Source organism: Pseudomonas sp. P1_A1 (genome assembly GCF_056406935.1).
Genome location: NZ_JBFTZE010000001.1, coordinates 186869 through 201279 on the forward strand (window position 1 = coordinate 186869; position 14411 = coordinate 201279).

Annotated in this window: 15 protein-coding genes; 9 read left to right on the forward strand and 6 right to left on the reverse strand. The window is 55.3% G+C overall.

Going from position 1 to position 14411, the window contains the following annotated elements:
• The first annotated feature begins 26 nt into the window (after positions 1–26).
• Entirely contained in the window at positions 27–956 is a 930-nt protein-coding gene (gene argC / locus AC1D2Q_RS00955; protein ID WP_477811926.1) for an N-acetyl-gamma-glutamyl-phosphate reductase, read from the forward strand.
• A 122-nt stretch (positions 957–1078) separates the two neighbouring features.
• On the opposite strand, the gene AC1D2Q_RS00960 is transcribed toward argC, so the two are convergent.
• On the reverse strand, positions 1079–1870 hold the full coding sequence (locus tag AC1D2Q_RS00960; protein WP_477811927.1) for a response regulator transcription factor: 792 nt from the start codon (positions 1868–1870) through the stop codon (positions 1079–1081).
• A 138-nt stretch (positions 1871–2008) separates the two neighbouring features.
• On the opposite strand from AC1D2Q_RS00960, the gene AC1D2Q_RS00965 reads away from it, so the two are divergent.
• Positions 2009–3112 carry a polyamine ABC transporter substrate-binding protein gene (locus AC1D2Q_RS00965; RefSeq protein ID WP_477811928.1) on the forward strand — a complete coding sequence of 368 codons (1104 nt, stop codon included), beginning with the start codon at positions 2009–2011 and terminating at the stop codon, positions 3110–3112.
• 245 nt (positions 3113–3357) lie between these two features.
• Positions 3358–4653, forward strand: a complete 1296-nt coding sequence (gene tssI / locus AC1D2Q_RS00970; protein ID WP_477811929.1) for a type VI secretion system tip protein TssI/VgrG — start codon at positions 3358–3360, stop codon at positions 4651–4653.
• Positions 4654–4713: 60 nt separating this feature from the next.
• Here tssI and AC1D2Q_RS00975 read toward each other — a convergent pair whose 3' ends face one another.
• Both AC1D2Q_RS00975 and AC1D2Q_RS00980 read right to left on the reverse strand, forming a co-directional pair.
• Positions 4714–5409: a tRNA (adenine(22)-N(1))-methyltransferase gene (locus tag AC1D2Q_RS00975; RefSeq protein WP_477812192.1), complete on the reverse strand. Its 696-nt coding sequence runs from the start codon at positions 5407–5409 to the stop codon at positions 4714–4716.
• 181 nt (positions 5410–5590) lie between these two features.
• On the reverse strand, positions 5591–5947 hold the full coding sequence (locus tag AC1D2Q_RS00980; RefSeq protein ID WP_477811930.1) for a VOC family protein: 357 nt from the start codon (positions 5945–5947) through the stop codon (positions 5591–5593).
• A gap of 209 nt (positions 5948–6156) precedes the next feature.
• On the opposite strand from AC1D2Q_RS00980, the gene AC1D2Q_RS00985 reads away from it, so the two are divergent.
• The gene (locus tag AC1D2Q_RS00985; protein WP_477811931.1) at positions 6157–6813 is read left to right on the forward strand and encodes an HAD hydrolase-like protein; all 657 of its coding nucleotides are present in this window, start codon (positions 6157–6159) and stop codon (positions 6811–6813) included.
• A gap of 9 nt (positions 6814–6822) precedes the next feature.
• Here AC1D2Q_RS00985 and AC1D2Q_RS00990 read toward each other — a convergent pair whose 3' ends face one another.
• Positions 6823–7407 carry an eCIS core domain-containing protein gene (locus tag AC1D2Q_RS00990; RefSeq protein WP_477811932.1) on the reverse strand — a complete coding sequence of 195 codons (585 nt, stop codon included), beginning with the start codon at positions 7405–7407 and terminating at the stop codon, positions 6823–6825.
• A gap of 299 nt (positions 7408–7706) precedes the next feature.
• On the opposite strand from AC1D2Q_RS00990, the gene AC1D2Q_RS00995 reads away from it, so the two are divergent.
• The 3 genes from AC1D2Q_RS00995 to AC1D2Q_RS01005 all read left to right on the forward strand — a co-directional run bounded on the left by AC1D2Q_RS00995 (position 7707) and on the right by AC1D2Q_RS01005 (position 9994).
• Positions 7707–8576, forward strand: a complete 870-nt coding sequence (locus tag AC1D2Q_RS00995; protein ID WP_477811933.1) for an AraC family transcriptional regulator — start codon at positions 7707–7709, stop codon at positions 8574–8576.
• A 334-nt stretch (positions 8577–8910) separates the two neighbouring features.
• A complete protein-coding gene (locus AC1D2Q_RS01000; protein ID WP_477811934.1) occupies positions 8911–9183 on the forward strand; it encodes a hypothetical protein in 273 nt (90 codons plus the stop codon).
• Positions 9184–9502: 319 nt separating this feature from the next.
• A complete protein-coding gene (locus AC1D2Q_RS01005) occupies positions 9503–9994 on the forward strand; it encodes a GrpB family protein (RefSeq protein ID WP_477811935.1) in 492 nt (163 codons plus the stop codon).
• A gap of 298 nt (positions 9995–10292) precedes the next feature.
• On the opposite strand, the gene AC1D2Q_RS01010 is transcribed toward AC1D2Q_RS01005, so the two are convergent.
• The gene (locus AC1D2Q_RS01010) at positions 10293–10748 is read right to left on the reverse strand and encodes a VOC family protein (protein ID WP_477812193.1); all 456 of its coding nucleotides are present in this window, start codon (positions 10746–10748) and stop codon (positions 10293–10295) included.
• Positions 10749–11399: 651 nt separating this feature from the next.
• On the opposite strand from AC1D2Q_RS01010, the gene AC1D2Q_RS01015 reads away from it, so the two are divergent.
• On the forward strand, positions 11400–12464 hold the full coding sequence (locus AC1D2Q_RS01015; RefSeq protein ID WP_477811936.1) for an alpha/beta fold hydrolase: 1065 nt from the start codon (positions 11400–11402) through the stop codon (positions 12462–12464).
• Between the two features lie 159 nt (positions 12465–12623).
• Positions 12624–12935 (forward strand): hypothetical protein, encoded by a 312-nt coding sequence (locus AC1D2Q_RS01020; RefSeq protein ID WP_477811937.1) that lies wholly within the window; start codon positions 12624–12626, stop codon positions 12933–12935.
• Positions 12936–12947: 12 nt separating this feature from the next.
• Here the strand turns inward: AC1D2Q_RS01020 and AC1D2Q_RS01025 are convergent, their stop codons facing one another.
• On the reverse strand, positions 12948–14267 hold the full coding sequence (locus AC1D2Q_RS01025; protein WP_477811938.1) for an outer membrane protein transport protein: 1320 nt from the start codon (positions 14265–14267) through the stop codon (positions 12948–12950).
• Positions 14268–14411: the final 144 nt, after the last annotated feature.

Here is a 14411-nt window from a genome sequence, read left to right on the forward strand (position 1 = left end):
TGATTTCCTATGTCCGAGAGCATTCCATGGCAAGTCCTCTTGTATTCATCGATGGCGACCAAGGCACCACCGGGTTGCAAATCCATCAACGCCTGCGCGACCGGAGTGATCTGCGGCTTTTCACACTCAGCCCCGAATATCGCAAGAATCCGCAACGTCGCGCCGAAGCCATCAATAACTGCGACATCGCGATTCTCTGCTTGCCCGACCAAGCCGCGCGCGACGCTGTAGCGACCATCGAAAACCCCGCCGTTCGGGTGATCGATGCGAGTTCGGCGCACCGCACCCATCCAGACTGGACCTATGGTTTCGCGCAGATGAGTCCGCAGCAAATCCAACGCATCGCCGCCGCGCGACGGGTGAGCAATCCCGGTTGCTATCCAACGGGGGCGATCGGGTTGCTGCGCCCATTACTGGAGGCCGGATTACTGCCCAGGGATTACCCGATGAACATTCATGCCGTGTCGGGTTATTCCGGGAAAGGACGTGTCGGTGTGGAAGAGCATGAGGGAGAAGGCGCAGCACAGGCGTCGGCGTTTCAGGTCTATGGGCTGGGGCTGGCACACAAACATATTCCAGAGATTCAGCAACAAAGCGGTCTGACGGAGCGGCCGATGTTTGTGCCGGCCTATGGCGCTTTTCGGCAGGGGATCGTACTGACCATCCCCTTGCAAACCCGGTTGTTGGCGCCAGGTGTGAGTGCGGTGCAGTTGCATGCGTGTCTGATGCAGCACTACGTCGATGCGAGTCATGTACAGGTGATGTCGATGCAGGAAGCTAAAGGGTTGACGTACCTTGATCCTCAGGCGCTTAACGGGACTGATGGTTTGCGATTGTCAGTGTTTGAGAATGACGAAACGGGCCAGGTTTTGTTGGCTGCGGTGTTTGACAATCTTGGCAAGGGAGCAGCTGGAGCAGCAGTGCAGAATCTGGATCTGATGCTTGCAGGAACATGACTCCGATTACCGCGCAAATTAGCGTGATGCCCTCATCCCGAGCCAGGATTAGAGGTCAGGCCAGGTTCATACCTGAGGCCGTGAACCCATTTAACGGTAATATCCAGACTAGAACACCGACTTCAACTTGTAGAGAAAACATCTTGTTTTGGCATAAAAAATCGAGCAAACAGTTCGGATTGTGACTTAATATTTAATTTGGCATAAATATTGCGGCGATGAACCTTTATCGTTTCCACCGAGAGGGAAAGCTTTCCGGCTATCTCTTTATTAGAGAAGCCACTAAGCAACAATCTGAGCACATCACTTTCGCGCGTTGTTATTTGTGTACCAAGCTGGGCAATCGTTTCTGGCCATAGAGGTGGCTCAGTGAGATTTTTCTCTACATCAATTTCAAAACACATGCGTTGATGCATTAATGCAGTCACCCAGGGCTTGATAATATCAAGCATTGTTATTTGCTCTTGATCAAAACGGACTTTGCTACCAATGGAAATGCATAACGTTCTATCGGAGTCGAGCTGGACATTGTACTGCGCCTCATCGACAGAAATATATTGTGCAAAATATTGATGATAATACTCAGTTTCAAGAAAGTATTCCGGCGCAATATCCAGCAAATGAAAAAAACCGCTCTGGGGATTTTCTCGATTAGCTATATAAAATGGATCCAGCAGGTAAAGCCCCTTCACATAGCGATGAGTGAACGCATCTAACTCTTCGGCATCTGCGATCTCAGGAAGACTAACAACTTGCACTTGTTGATTGCTAAAGATCAATACAACCCAATTATCGATTTGCACGTATTCATTTAATATACGAACAAGTGAACTCCAGAATTCTGGACGGTTCAACTGCATGATCAGCTTCCCAATCGATCGGTGCCAAGCCAGGCTATGAAGGTCGAACGGCATTTTCTACCCCTTTAGGGTTAGGGATTCGTAGGTCAGAGGTAAGTATTCGTAGGTATTTACTATTTGGTAACGCCCGGTATATTCGCTAGCAGGACTTACGATGGCCATGAGGGCACATCGTCTTGACAAGGATGTTGCATGAGAAAATCACGTTTGCGAACCATTTTTTCGGCCTCGCTTCTCTGTGCAGGGATGAGCACATCCGTGGGGGCTGCAGAGCCTGGGGTGTATCTGTATAACTGGTTCGGGCTTCTCGCACCGGAGACCCCAAAGGAGTTCGAACAGGCAACCGGCACCAGAGTGCATATGGATGCTTTCGACAGCGCCGAAATCATGCAGAGCAAGGTAATGGCTGGGCGCACGGGGTATGACGTGGTTGTGGCCACCTCCAATGTGTTGCCAAGCCTGATCCAGGCGGGAGTGCTTCAGCCGCTGGATCGTAATCAACTGAGTAATTTGTCGCATATCGATCCTGATATCCTGTCCCAGCTCGCGGTGAATGATCCTGGTAATCGCTACGCTGTGCCCTATTTATGGGGCACTACCGGCATTGGCTATGACGTTGACAAAGTCAAAGCGGCATTGGGTGATAATGCTCCGGTGAATAGCTGGGATTTGATCTTCAAAGAAGAAAACATCAGCAAGCTCCAGTCGTGTGGTGTGGCAATGCTTGACTCTCCAAGTGAGATCATTTCGATTGCATTGCATTACCTTGGGCTCCCCAGCAACAGCAGGAACCCGGATGATTACCAGAAGGCTCAAGCCCTACTGTTAAAAATCCGTCCCTACGTCCTCTATTTCGACTCATCCCGAATTGACGCTGACCTGGCTGACGGCAATATTTGTGCAGTAGTGGGATGGGCTAATGGTGCCCTTGCTGCGCAGGCCATAAACGAGAAGACCAACACTGGACGCAAGATTACCTACAGCCTTCCTCGCGAAGGAGCGCTGGTCTGGTCGGAAAACCTGGTTCTTCTAAAAGACGCTCCCCACCCAAAGGAAGGTATGGCGTTTATTAATTATATGTTGCGACCAGAAATTATTGCCAAGACCTCAAACCACACTCTATACCCTAACGCCAATAAAGATGCCGCTGAGTTTGTCGAACAGAAGTTGCGAGACAATCCCTGGATTTATCCAGACAAAAAGACTATTGCCACACTTGTCCCACTTGAGCCACTGCCATTGAAGCTGGAGCGAATCCGCACACGGATTTGGACCAAAGTGAAGAGTGGTGTGTGATCTGACTTGATTTGTCGCCTGTTGCTCTATGCATGTCTTTATTTTATACGAGGGCGTGCTGTGAGCAGCAGGTTGAGGCTATTTATGTCCGGAAAGTAAGACGCAAACGCCGATATACAAGAGCGCCAAATTAGTGGATTAGTGCCTGTTATAGGCTCTTGCCCCGAGCTGGACTTACCCGGCTTCCTGACATTGACATCTGCGACAGCGCCGATTCAACACCTTACGCAAGAAGAGAACAGTGGATGTTCAGCCCAGCCAATCAGACGCCTTTCAGTTTGACCATCGACGGTTTTGCGCACGATTTTCAAGTACTCGCATTCACCGGAGATGAGGCGATCAGCAGGCCTTATCTCTTCAACGTGGAGCTTGTTAGCGAGCGGTCTGACCTGGACCTCGAAAGCCTCTTCGACGTAGAGGCTTTTCTGACCTTCGACACGAAGGGCAACGGCATCCATGGACGGGTCTATCACATCGCCCAAAGCGGTAATGATCAGCGTTTGACGCGCTACAATCTGGCCCTCGTACCGCACCTGTCCTACTTGCGCCACCGCATCAACCAGAGGATCTATCAACAGTTCTCGGTGCCGAAAATCGTCGCCTTGATACTGGAAGAACACGGGATTGTGGGTGAGGCTTATCGGTTTCATCTGGGGTCGACCTACCCCGAGCGTGACTACTGTACCCAGTACGATGAAACGGATTTGCACTTTATTCAGCGCTTGTGCGAAGAAGAAGGTATCCACTTCCACTTCCAACACAGCGCTCAAGGCCACGTGCTGGTCTTTGGCGATGATCAGGCAGCTTTTCCCAGGATTGGGCAACCCACTGCTTATGGACAAGAGAGCGATAGAGTGGCCAACGAGCCACTGATCAAGCGCTTCAACCTACGCCTGGGGAGAAACGAGCAACAGCCAGGCATGGAAAACGATGACAAGCTGAAGCCTTTCACAAGCCATGAGCACGGCAAGCAGATAAGTCTGCGTGCTATGGAGCGCCGCCACGCGGCTTATCGTCAAGCTGAAGGGCAAGGTGACCAGACCCGGTTAGTCAGTGGCCATGTTCTGGAGATCTCTGGCCACCCGCGCCAGGAATGGAACGACCTATGGTTACTGACTCAGGTCATCCACGAAGGCAAGCAACCACAGGTATTGAGCGAGAACGTCGCCAGTGGCAGCACAGACAACGAGGATGACTTTCATCAGGGTTACCGCAACCGCTTTATCGTTCTCCCGTGGGAGGTGTCCTATCGTCCGCCTTTGGCTCACAAGAAACCTCAGGTACCAAGTAACCACACCGCTGTGATCATCGCTCTGGAAGACGAGGAGATCCAGAGTGATAGGCGCCTCGGAAGGGTCAAGGTCAAGTTCCCCTGGGACCGCGAATGTAGATTTGACGACAAGAGTTGTTGTTGGCTGAGGGCGACCWCCAATTGGAGTTGTGGAATTACGCCCCCCCGAACGGGTATGGAAGTCATGGTTACATTTCTCGAAAACGACCCCGATCAACCGCTGATCAGCGGTTGCCTGTGTTGCCGCTAACCCTATCAGGGCAGCAACAGCCAGGTTGAAATTTACCCATGCAATTTCTCAGTTAAGGGCTCAAGCCAACAGGTCGATAATCCACCGAGCCTGTCGGGCGACATCTTGCACCTTCTCCTCGGGCACGCCCTGCCGCGCCCGGGCGAAGTTGCTCAGGGTCCGCTGCTTCTCGCGCAACAGGCGCCGCCACTTGACCAGGAACGCCGGGCTGCGTGCCTGCATCTGCAGCGGGCCGAAGTACAGCTCCTCGGCGGTGTACATCACCGGCCCGGTGCGCTCTGCGACGATGATTTCGTAGTCGAAGCGGTTTTCCCGCAGCACTTCCTCGCAGAGGATGCAGTAACCATTTTCCATCAGCCATTGGCGCAGTGGCTGCTCGCCGCCGTTGGGTTGAAGGATCAGGCGCTCCTGGCCGCTCAGACGTGCCTTGCCGCTGTCGAGGATGTCGCGGATCGTCTCGCCGCCCATGCCGCAGATGCTGATTGCCGTGATCCCGTCTCCCGGCTCGATTGCCGCCAGGCCATCGGCCAGGCGCACGGTGATCCACTGGTCCAGTTCGTTCTCGCGCACGGTGCGTTCGGCCGAGCGAAATGGCGTCAATGCCACCTCTCCGGCCACCGCCGCCACGATGGCGCCGCGGCGCATCAATGCCACAGGCAGGTAGCCGTGATCCGAGCCGATATCGGCCAGGCGCGCACCTGCTGGCACATGTGCCGCCACGCGTTCCAGGCGCATGGACAATGTCTGTTGGTTCAACTGCTGCCCCTTTTCACCACGAACGTCCGGCACCTTTGGCCGGGTCGGGCCGCGATTCTGGCGAGCAACGCTGTGCATTTCAAATTTATGCGACCAGGGTCATGGCTCGACCCGCACCTACCGCTTGAGTATCGGCCCAAAGCGAACCCTGCTAATGGATCGCTTTGGGCCGACCTGAGACCTACTGCCGAGCCGTCCAAACGGCCAGTTCATAGCCATCCGGATCAATGAAGTGGAACCTGCTTCCACCAGGGAACGAGAATATTTCGCGGGTGATAACAGCGCCCAAGGCTTTGAGCCGTTGCTGCGCCTCATCGAGATCATCCGAGTACAAAATGATCAAAGGACCACCAGGTCGAACCGGCTCTCCCGTAGTGAAGCCACCGGTAAGACGGCCATCACTGAATTCCGTATAGGTTGGGCCGTAGTCGACGAATGTCCAGCCGAACGCACCGCCGTAAAAAGCTTTGCTGCGAGCAATGTCGTCGACATTAAATTCAATATTGTCGATCTGCCGGTCTTTACCACGCACACTCATGGATGCCTCCTTGGCTGATATTAAAGGAACAATGATATTGCAGCTGCCGGCAAGGAGCAGCCCCCTCCTCCAGCGTTAAGCCACTTTCTCCTTCCGGGCGGATTCCGGAGCAGGGATAATGCGCCTCTCCCACCAATCGGGTGAATTAATCGCCCAGCACAAACAGCCGCCTGGACTCGGCTGCCACTACTACAAGAAGGAGTTTTCACATGTCATACCGGCTTGCCATTTTCGACTTTGACGGCACGCTCGCTGATTCTTTTCCGTTCTTTGTTTCGGTGTTCAACCAGGTCGCTGACAGGCACGCATTCAGTCGGATTCACCCGCAAGAGTTGGACGGTCTGCGCAAGCAGGGGGCTCGGGAGATCATGGCTCATATCGGAATGCCCCGCTGGAAGTTGCCTCTGGTGGCGGGAACCTTCATGAGCTTGATGAAGAAACATCGAAGCTCGATCCCACTGTTTAATAACATTGCCAATGCCCTCGCCCATCTTGACGAGAGAGGACTGATTCTGGCGGTGGTATCTTCTAACTCCCAAGAAAATATCACGCAAATTTTGGGCTCCAGCTGTCGACATATCCGGGCCTTCGAGTGCGGCGTCTCCATTTTCGGCAAGGCGTCTCGCTTGCGCCGTGTCATGCGCAAATTCGACGTGGCGCGAGAGGAAGTTATCTACATCGGCGACCAACCTACGGATGGTGAAGCAGCAGCGACTGCCGGTATCGCCTTTGGCGCGGTCGCCTGGGGATATGGGACACAGGATGCGTTCCACAATCTTCAATCCCATGAGTGGTTCGCCGATGTGAGCGAGTTACGGCGACTGGCAGGAAGTGATGCTCACCTTGAGTCACCTGCAAGTGTGTAGGCTTGACCACTATGGGATCCCTTCCCGCACCGACCGCCTGACATCAGCCTGTATGGCATAAGCCGGCGCCTCCACAGCATTGAAATCCTGTGTATAGCGCTGGGCAAATCCTTCTACCCCCCATTCCTGAAACTGCTGCACATGCTTTAGTTCGTGAGCCCAGAGCGCGATGTCCTGTTCTGCGGTTTGAGCGTCCCGGAAGAGGATGATGTCGATCAGCGTCACGGCACCGACATCGGGGTTTTGCAGCATGGTGGTGGCGGCGCTGAATTGGCCGTTGTCGCTCACTTTGTAGTGCGCGGCATCGAGGACGCTGGGGTCGTACCAGCGCAGCAGTTGCTCCCGGATGTGCGGTGGAATGGGTTGGACCTCGGCGCTGCCTGCTTCAGCCCGGGCCTGGGTCAGCCACAGCGCCAGGGCAGGTGCCGCGACCTGGTAGACGCCATCAGGCATCTGCCCCAGATCTGGCAGGCAGATGCAGCCGTTCAGGCACACTTGTTTCTCGCCAGGTGGGCAGGCGTTAGTCTGGGCTTGTGCTACAAGAGTCAGGCCAAGAACAGACAGCGCCACCAGGCATGTGATGATGGGCGGCATTGGGCCCTCCAGGGACGGAAGCAACGCGAACAGCGGATCACAATTGATCGATGCCCCCGCATAACTTTAGCGCATCCCTGTCGGGTCTCTTCTCGATGATTGCCTGGGGGGGGGTAATTGCTGCCCTCACAACGACAGCAACAGTCGATCAGAAGTGATCGGACTGGATATACGGTGTCTCATGGTGGAAGAGATCACATTGGCCAACCCAAAACGTACCTTGAGCAAACGCGGCTAGGCGCGTTTACACCGCTATAGTCGATTCTATTGCCGACCGTACCTCCAGGAGCCTTTTCCCAGTGTCTGACATACCGAGCAACTTCGCTTACACAAAACGCTTCAACGCCGTACTCGCCTACATTGATGCCAACCTCGAAGGTGACCTGTCGGTAAAGACGTTGAGCCACGTGGCGAATTTTTCGGCGTTTCACTTCCATCGACAGTTCACCGCGTTCGCCGGAGTGCCGGTCTCGCGTTATGTGCAACTGATGCGGCTACGACGCGCGGCACATCGCCTGGCCGCCTCAGTTGATCACTCGATACTGGACGCCGCACTCGGTGCCGGCTTTGAAAGCCCCGAGGCATTTTGCAGGGCGTTCAGGCGGGCGTTCGGTATGACGCCGAGTGCGTTCAGGAAGGAACCGAACTGGCAGGTCTGGAATGCGGTATTCGCAATCCCTCATTTTTCCAGGACTATCATCATGCAAGTACGAATCGTGGAATTCCCTGAAATCAGGGTAGCAGCGCTTGAGCACTGCGGACCACCCGGGCTCGTCAATGAGAGCGTGCGCAAGTTCATCGAGTGGCGCATGCAGAGCGGACAGTCGCCGGTGGCATCGAGTCGCACCTTTGGCATTCCCTATGGCAACCCCGACACGACACCTGCACAAGCATTCCGCTTCGCAATCTGCGGCGAGATTCACGAGGCCGTGGCGTCGAATGAGTTCGGTGTGCGCGAGATCGTCATTCCTGGTGGTCGCTGCGTCGTGGTGCGACACGTGGGGTCACCGGATCACATCGGCGAAACGATCTATCCGATTTACCGCGATTGGCTTCCTGCCAGTGGCGAGGAACTCCGTGACCACCCGTTGTTCTTCAATTACCTGAGCGTCTATCCCGAGACGCCGCAGGATCAATGGCAGACTGACGTGTATGTTCCGCTGCAATAGCGGAGCAAGCAGCTTTCGACCCTGACGGATGTTGACGAGTGTTCCGCTCAGGGTGCGGCCTTTCGCAACGGGCAGTCATCGGCCAATTGCTGCCTGCCATGAAGGGCCACAATCGGCCAAAAGCAGAGCTTGGACAGGCCACTAATGCGCCGGTATTGTGTGCATGAGTCATGTCACTCTTCCTCCTCGCCTTATGTCGCGTTTCTGGCATGACAACCGAGCCGAACAAGGAGTTACGCATGCGCAAGGAACGTTATCAGACACAAACGGCGGAAAACATTACGCCAGATGTGTCGTCCGTTTGAGTTAGGCCATTCAATTTTTGAGGAAAAATATGCGAATCGTTATCTCTACAGTTGCTCTGCTCGCGTTGCTCGGCTGCACAACGAACTCTGGCATCGTTGACCTTGGTGGAGGCAACTACGTTTATGAAAAGGAGGATGCAATGGCCTATAACGGTAGCTCAGTGAAGGTAGAGATACTGAAAGAGTCTGCTGCGTTTTGTAAAAAACAAGGTAAGGAGCTTTCTGTACAAAGCTCCGATGCGAAACCTTACAACCCCTACTCTTCGTATGCTGGTGCCGAAGTTCAATTCAGTTGTAAATAAACTGTTTGCCTTGCCTAACAAACACTTCGAGTGGAGCTGGCCAGAAGCTGCTTCGCCACCCGGCCAGCCCTCAATCACAACGTTAGTCGGCGTCCGCAATGGGTCTAAATCTGACATTTTGCTTTCCTCAACCGTTGCCAGATTCAGTCAAAAAAGCAGCTTGAGGAGGTGCCACCCCCTGGTATCCCAACTCTCATAGCTGCTGCGCATTGGAAGCGCTAACATCCAGCCCTCGCATGGATGCTGCCTGGCGGCGTGTAGAACGCGCACGCTTGTAGTGTCCGCATTACCAAGCCAGTGGATACAAGGAAGAAGCACCATGGCGCTAACCAGCAAAATTTCCCCCTATGACAGCCGATGGCCCGCGCTCTTCCTTAGCGCCAAAGAGCAGATCGCGAAGGCGTTCGGCACTGAGCTTGTTGCCATCCATCATGTCGGAAGCACCGCCGTTCCCGAGCTCGCTGCCAAGCCAGAGATCGACCTCCTTGTCGAGGTTGCGCAGCATCGAAACGAATCCTCCCGAGACACTGTCATGATTGGGTTAGGGTATGCACGGGGAAGCGATCTGTCGGCAGGGCACCATTTTTATCGTCGCGATATTGATGGTGTGCGAACACACAAGGCCCACGTTTGTATCACCGGCCACGGTCAAATCGAAAGAATGCTCCGCTTTCGTGATTTGCTCAGGAGCGACCCTGTGCTTCGCCAGCGGTATCAAGACTTGAAGCTTGAACTGGAAGCAAACAACACCGGCGGCATAGGTGAATACCTGGCACGGAAGGCACCTTTTATCGACGAGGTTATGGGGTAATGCGATCAGTAGCAGCTGCCGAGCTCGCGAGGCTGCGTTCGGCTGCGCAGCAGTCGTGAGTCCGGTTGGCGCGGTCTGCCTGACCCACCGCAGGTTCTGATTTTACGACTGTTTCGCAGCCGAACGCAGCCTCGCGAGCTCGGCAGCTGCTACAAGGCGTGCGTCGCGGCTGAAATTACTTTACTGACCAGCGTTGGGCTTATGGGGTCGCTCTCGACATCCGCTCGCAGTGACCACGTAGAGCCAGGCCCCATCGGCTAGTCAGCGTGGCAATGCCGAGCGTCCGCCCTCATCTCTCCTAAGCAAATGCATCCTTGATAAATGCCTCCAGCTCTTTCTCTTCAAGCAGCTCAATGGAAAAATGCCCGAAGCGTTTCGGTAACCAGAGTATGCGTGTCCCACTTGGCGACTGGAGATTATCGCGAGACAGCGGCTTGCCGTTTTCATTTTCCGGCTGGACGCCTGCGTCAATCAATTCGTCGTAAGCTGCCTCGATGTCCGGTGTGGAATAACAGTGCCGGTAGATCGTGCCTTCGCCGTTGGAGTCCATCAGAGCCTTGAGATTTCCGGTAAACGGTTGCACCAGCATAAGGCGCTCCGTGCCAAACATGACAATCGCATAGCGCACATGCAAACCGTCGCGCTGCCAATCAAGTGTCTTTGAAATTCTGGCGCTGAAGACACGAGCGTAATACTTGCACGCTTCCTCGAGGTCTTTGACGAGAACATCGACGTGGCTGAACTTTAATTTCAATGGCCCCCGGGCGGGTATCGAGGCCACCGAGTGGGTCAACTTCTCTATCAGCGCGGCGACGTCTTTTGCACCGTAACAGCGAAATTTAACGCTGCCAGCGTCGGTATCCAGACGGACGATCTTCGTCACAAACCCACCTTCAACGCTGACCTTTCGGATCATTGCCAATGGGAGTTCGATATCCAGGGTCCCATCCTGAACGAGGCGGTTCATGGCATTGGCGTTCAAGCGAACCATGGTTTCGGTAACCACCAACTTCCCGCCAACCCACAACCCTCCGTATGCGTTCTTGAAGGCCTCCAGCACCCCGGCCAACGCGCCCACACTGCCACTCCCGGCTATGGAGAACAGATCGTCCACGTTGTCGTGATTCAACTGGGCGTCAGCCACCAGAAAATTGGCCAGCTTCGACTTCAAAATCCCTTCGGCCATCTACACATCTCCATAATTTGAGTAGTCGTAGTTAACCAGAAACAGGCTCTGTACGCCCCGCTGTGTATCACAGTGTGTATGACCAGCCTCTCGATACATGGATTTTCACCTGGCCTGAGATTCGACACAGGCCAGATACGTCGCCGCGTTCAAATGCAAGCAAGGTTTCGAGGGGATCAGTCAGACTCCCTGGCCAACGGCTTGCAACGGAGACATCACATGAAGATGGCACTGCAGAACAAAACCGGCAAAACCCGCCACCGCCTGGTCGGCTCGTCGATCCTCGCGTTTACCCTGTTCGGCGTTCTCGGTGCGGCCCACGCACAAACGACCGCAGCGGCGCAGCCAACCTCGGTCAATGCTGGTGCCACTCATGCAACACCCTCCCCGTTCGGCCCGCTCAAGCATGTCAACGCCGGCCTGCTGGACGTGGCATACGCCGAAACAGGCCCGGCTAACGGGCCGGTGGTGATTCTTCTGCACGGCTGGCCGTACGACATTCACAGCTATGACGAGGTCGCCCCCTTGCTTGCCGCGAAGGGCTATCGAGTGCTGATGCCGTATGCGCGTGGCTATGGCGATACGCATTTTCTGTCCGATAAAACCGTTCGCAATGGCCAACCGGCTGCGCTGGCCAGTGACGTCATCGACTTCATGGATGCGCTGAAGATCAAACAAGCCGTGCTCGGTGGTTACGATTGGGGCGCACGCTCGGCCGACATCGTCTCGGCGCTGTGGCCAGAGCGGGTCAAGGCGCTGGTCTCGGTCAGCGGGTATCTGATCGGCAATCAGGCGGCCGGCAAGAACCCGCTGCCACCCAAGGCTGAATTGCAGTGGTGGTATCAGTTTTACTTCGCCACCGATCGCGGTCGCGCCGGGTACGAGAAAAACACCCACGACTTCGCCAAGTTGATATGGCAACTGGCTTCGCCGAAATGGGCGTTCGACGACGCCACTTTCGACCGCAGCGCCAAGGCACTGGACAACCCCGACCATGTCGACATCACCGTGTTCAACTACCGCTGGCGCCTGGGCCTGGTCCAGGGCGAGAGCCGATACGAGGCGCTGGAGCAGAAGCTGGCCACGGCGCCTTCCATCAGCGTGCCGACCATCACCCTTGAAGGTGATGCCAACGGCGCGCCGCACCCGGCCCCCGAGGATTACGCCAAGCGCTTCACCGGTAAATACGAGTTCCGGCTGATCAACGGCGGCATCGGCCACAACCTGCCACAGGAAGATCCGCAGGCGTTCGCCAAGGCTGTGATTGATGCGGATCACCTTTGAGGTGATCTGACATCCATGCACTTGCCCCGCTGAACCCCTTCACAGCAACGGCTCGTTTATTTAACGAGCCGTTTTAACCAAGGCAGGCGCAACACCGTCTAATCTAAATAGAACACGACCACAAACATGCCTCCAGCCTCTTGATACAGGGGAAACGGGATGATCGGCAAAACAGCACGCCAATGTTCGTCATGGATCCTCCCTTCCCTGCTCGCCATCAACCTGGCCCTGACCGCGGGCTGTGCTGGCAAAACTTCCACGGCCCACTACTCGGCCTCAAGCACAGACTCAAGCGCAGGCTCAAGTTGCTATGCAAAAGCGCTACCCACTGCCGGCGAGGGCGGCCTGGCCTGGGGCTCCACCCTGGACATGGCTCGCCAAAGATCCATGAATAACTGCATACGCTATGCCGGCCAATCCGGTGGTACGCCGACGACCTGTCATGTGGTGATGGCGGAGTGCAAAAACTGATAGGAGCGGCAATCAATACCGATAGGTCGCCTGCACTGAAATTCCGTTCGCACTGTTTTCGTAATGGGCACTGTATTCCGGTTGAAGACCGGAGTCGTTCGAGTGTTTTACGGAGGCTTTTGAATCCCAGAGATAACCATAGGCAAAGTCGATCGTCAGATCGGGGTTCGGCAAATAAGCGCCGCCCAGCGCCACCGCCTGGCGATTGCCGACCGGAACGCGCACGCTGCGATCGGCATTTCCAACAGGCGCCGGGTCATAGGCATAGCCTGCGCGTATCAGCCATTGCGGGTTCAATTGATAGGAGGCGCCAACCGCGGTGGACCATGTGTCGTGCCAGTTCATTTGTTCGGCCACATTCCCCAGGCCGGCAGCCTGGCCCATGGCGGAAACACCGCTGTTGATTGCCTCGACCTTCTGGATCCGGCTCCAGCGTGTCCAGGTGGCCCCCAGGTATCCGGTCCAGCGACTATTGAAATGATGGGTGATGGACGTGTCCACTTTTTCGGGCATCGTCAGATCTATCCGGGTGTCATAGTTTCCGTCCAGCGGGATAACGCTCGGGGAGCCGGAAACCTCAGTATGCCCTTTGAGGTGATAGCTCACCTTCGAGTGATAAGTCACCCCCCAACGGGTTGCCTCGCTAAAGTCAACCAGGAGGCCGACGTTGTAGCCAATGGCCGTGTCATCGCCCTTGATGGTGACCAGGGTGTCCTGGCCGTTGTTCAGGGCGCCGGTTGCCATGTAATTCTGAAGCTTTGCATCGAAATGGTTCAGGGTCGGTCCGCCACCAATGGACACGTAATCATTGATCCGATAAGCCAGTGTGGGCTGCAGGGTTATCTCCTTGGTCGTGCTGTAGGAACCATGGTAACGACCCTGAAAAGTGCTCTCGTAGTCATTGATCAGACCACTCGGCGCATAGAGGCCCAAGCCTATCGAAAAACGATCATCAAGCGGTGTCGACAGATAGGCGAAGGGCACGACCCCCAAAGGAACCGAATCCCCCTTGTTCGTTCCTGTGGCACTGCTCTGCGCATCACTGATGTCATCGCTCACCGAGACGATTGCGGCCCCACCGGAAATCTCACTGCGCCGCAACTTGGTCAGGCCTGCGGGGTTTCCATAAATGGTGCTGGCGTCCAGCGCCGATGACGACCTTCCCGCATATGCAGTTCCCGCACTGCTTGCACTTTGTTCGTTGAGGCCAATGCCATTGGCGCCTGCAATGGTCGAGGCGCTGAGCAGTGCCATGGCACTGGTGAACTTAATCCAGACAGCACACTTTCGCTGAACAGAAAGACACGGGATCACACGGCTATTCAGTTTCATCTTCCACCTCTACTTATTGTTTTTGTTGATTGCACGCAGGCAAGGCTTCGCCTTCCCGTGCACTTTTCAGTGCCGGCTGGAGTTGATCGAAGTTGTGTAAAAGGCCCTGGCAGAACAGCGCCAGGGCATGACGGCTGGATTTAC

Coding starts and splice junctions, on each gene's coding strand:
- AC1D2Q_RS01015 (WP_477811936.1), top strand. CDS start 11,400: ATGAAGATGGCACTGCAGAACAAAACCGGCAAAACCCGCCACCGCCTG.
- AC1D2Q_RS00965 (WP_477811928.1), top strand. CDS start 2,009: ATGAGAAAATCACGTTTGCGAACCATTTTTTCGGCCTCGCTTCTCTGT.
- AC1D2Q_RS01020 (WP_477811937.1), top strand. CDS start 12,624: ATGATCGGCAAAACAGCACGCCAATGTTCGTCATGGATCCTCCCTTCC.
- argC (WP_477811926.1), top strand. CDS start 27: ATGGCAAGTCCTCTTGTATTCATCGATGGCGACCAAGGCACCACCGGG.
- AC1D2Q_RS00990 (WP_477811932.1), bottom strand. CDS start 7,407: ATGCCGCCCATCATCACATGCCTGGTGGCGCTGTCTGTTCTTGGCCTG.
- AC1D2Q_RS00960 (WP_477811927.1), bottom strand. CDS start 1,870: ATGCCGTTCGACCTTCATAGCCTGGCTTGGCACCGATCGATTGGGAAG.
- AC1D2Q_RS01025 (WP_477811938.1), bottom strand. CDS start 14,267: ATGAAACTGAATAGCCGTGTGATCCCGTGTCTTTCTGTTCAGCGAAAG.
- AC1D2Q_RS00980 (WP_477811930.1), bottom strand. CDS start 5,947: ATGAGTGTGCGTGGTAAAGACCGGCAGATCGACAATATTGAATTTAAT.
- AC1D2Q_RS01000 (WP_477811934.1), top strand. CDS start 8,911: ATGCGAATCGTTATCTCTACAGTTGCTCTGCTCGCGTTGCTCGGCTGC.
- AC1D2Q_RS01005 (WP_477811935.1), top strand. CDS start 9,503: ATGGCGCTAACCAGCAAAATTTCCCCCTATGACAGCCGATGGCCCGCG.
- AC1D2Q_RS00985 (WP_477811931.1), top strand. CDS start 6,157: ATGTCATACCGGCTTGCCATTTTCGACTTTGACGGCACGCTCGCTGAT.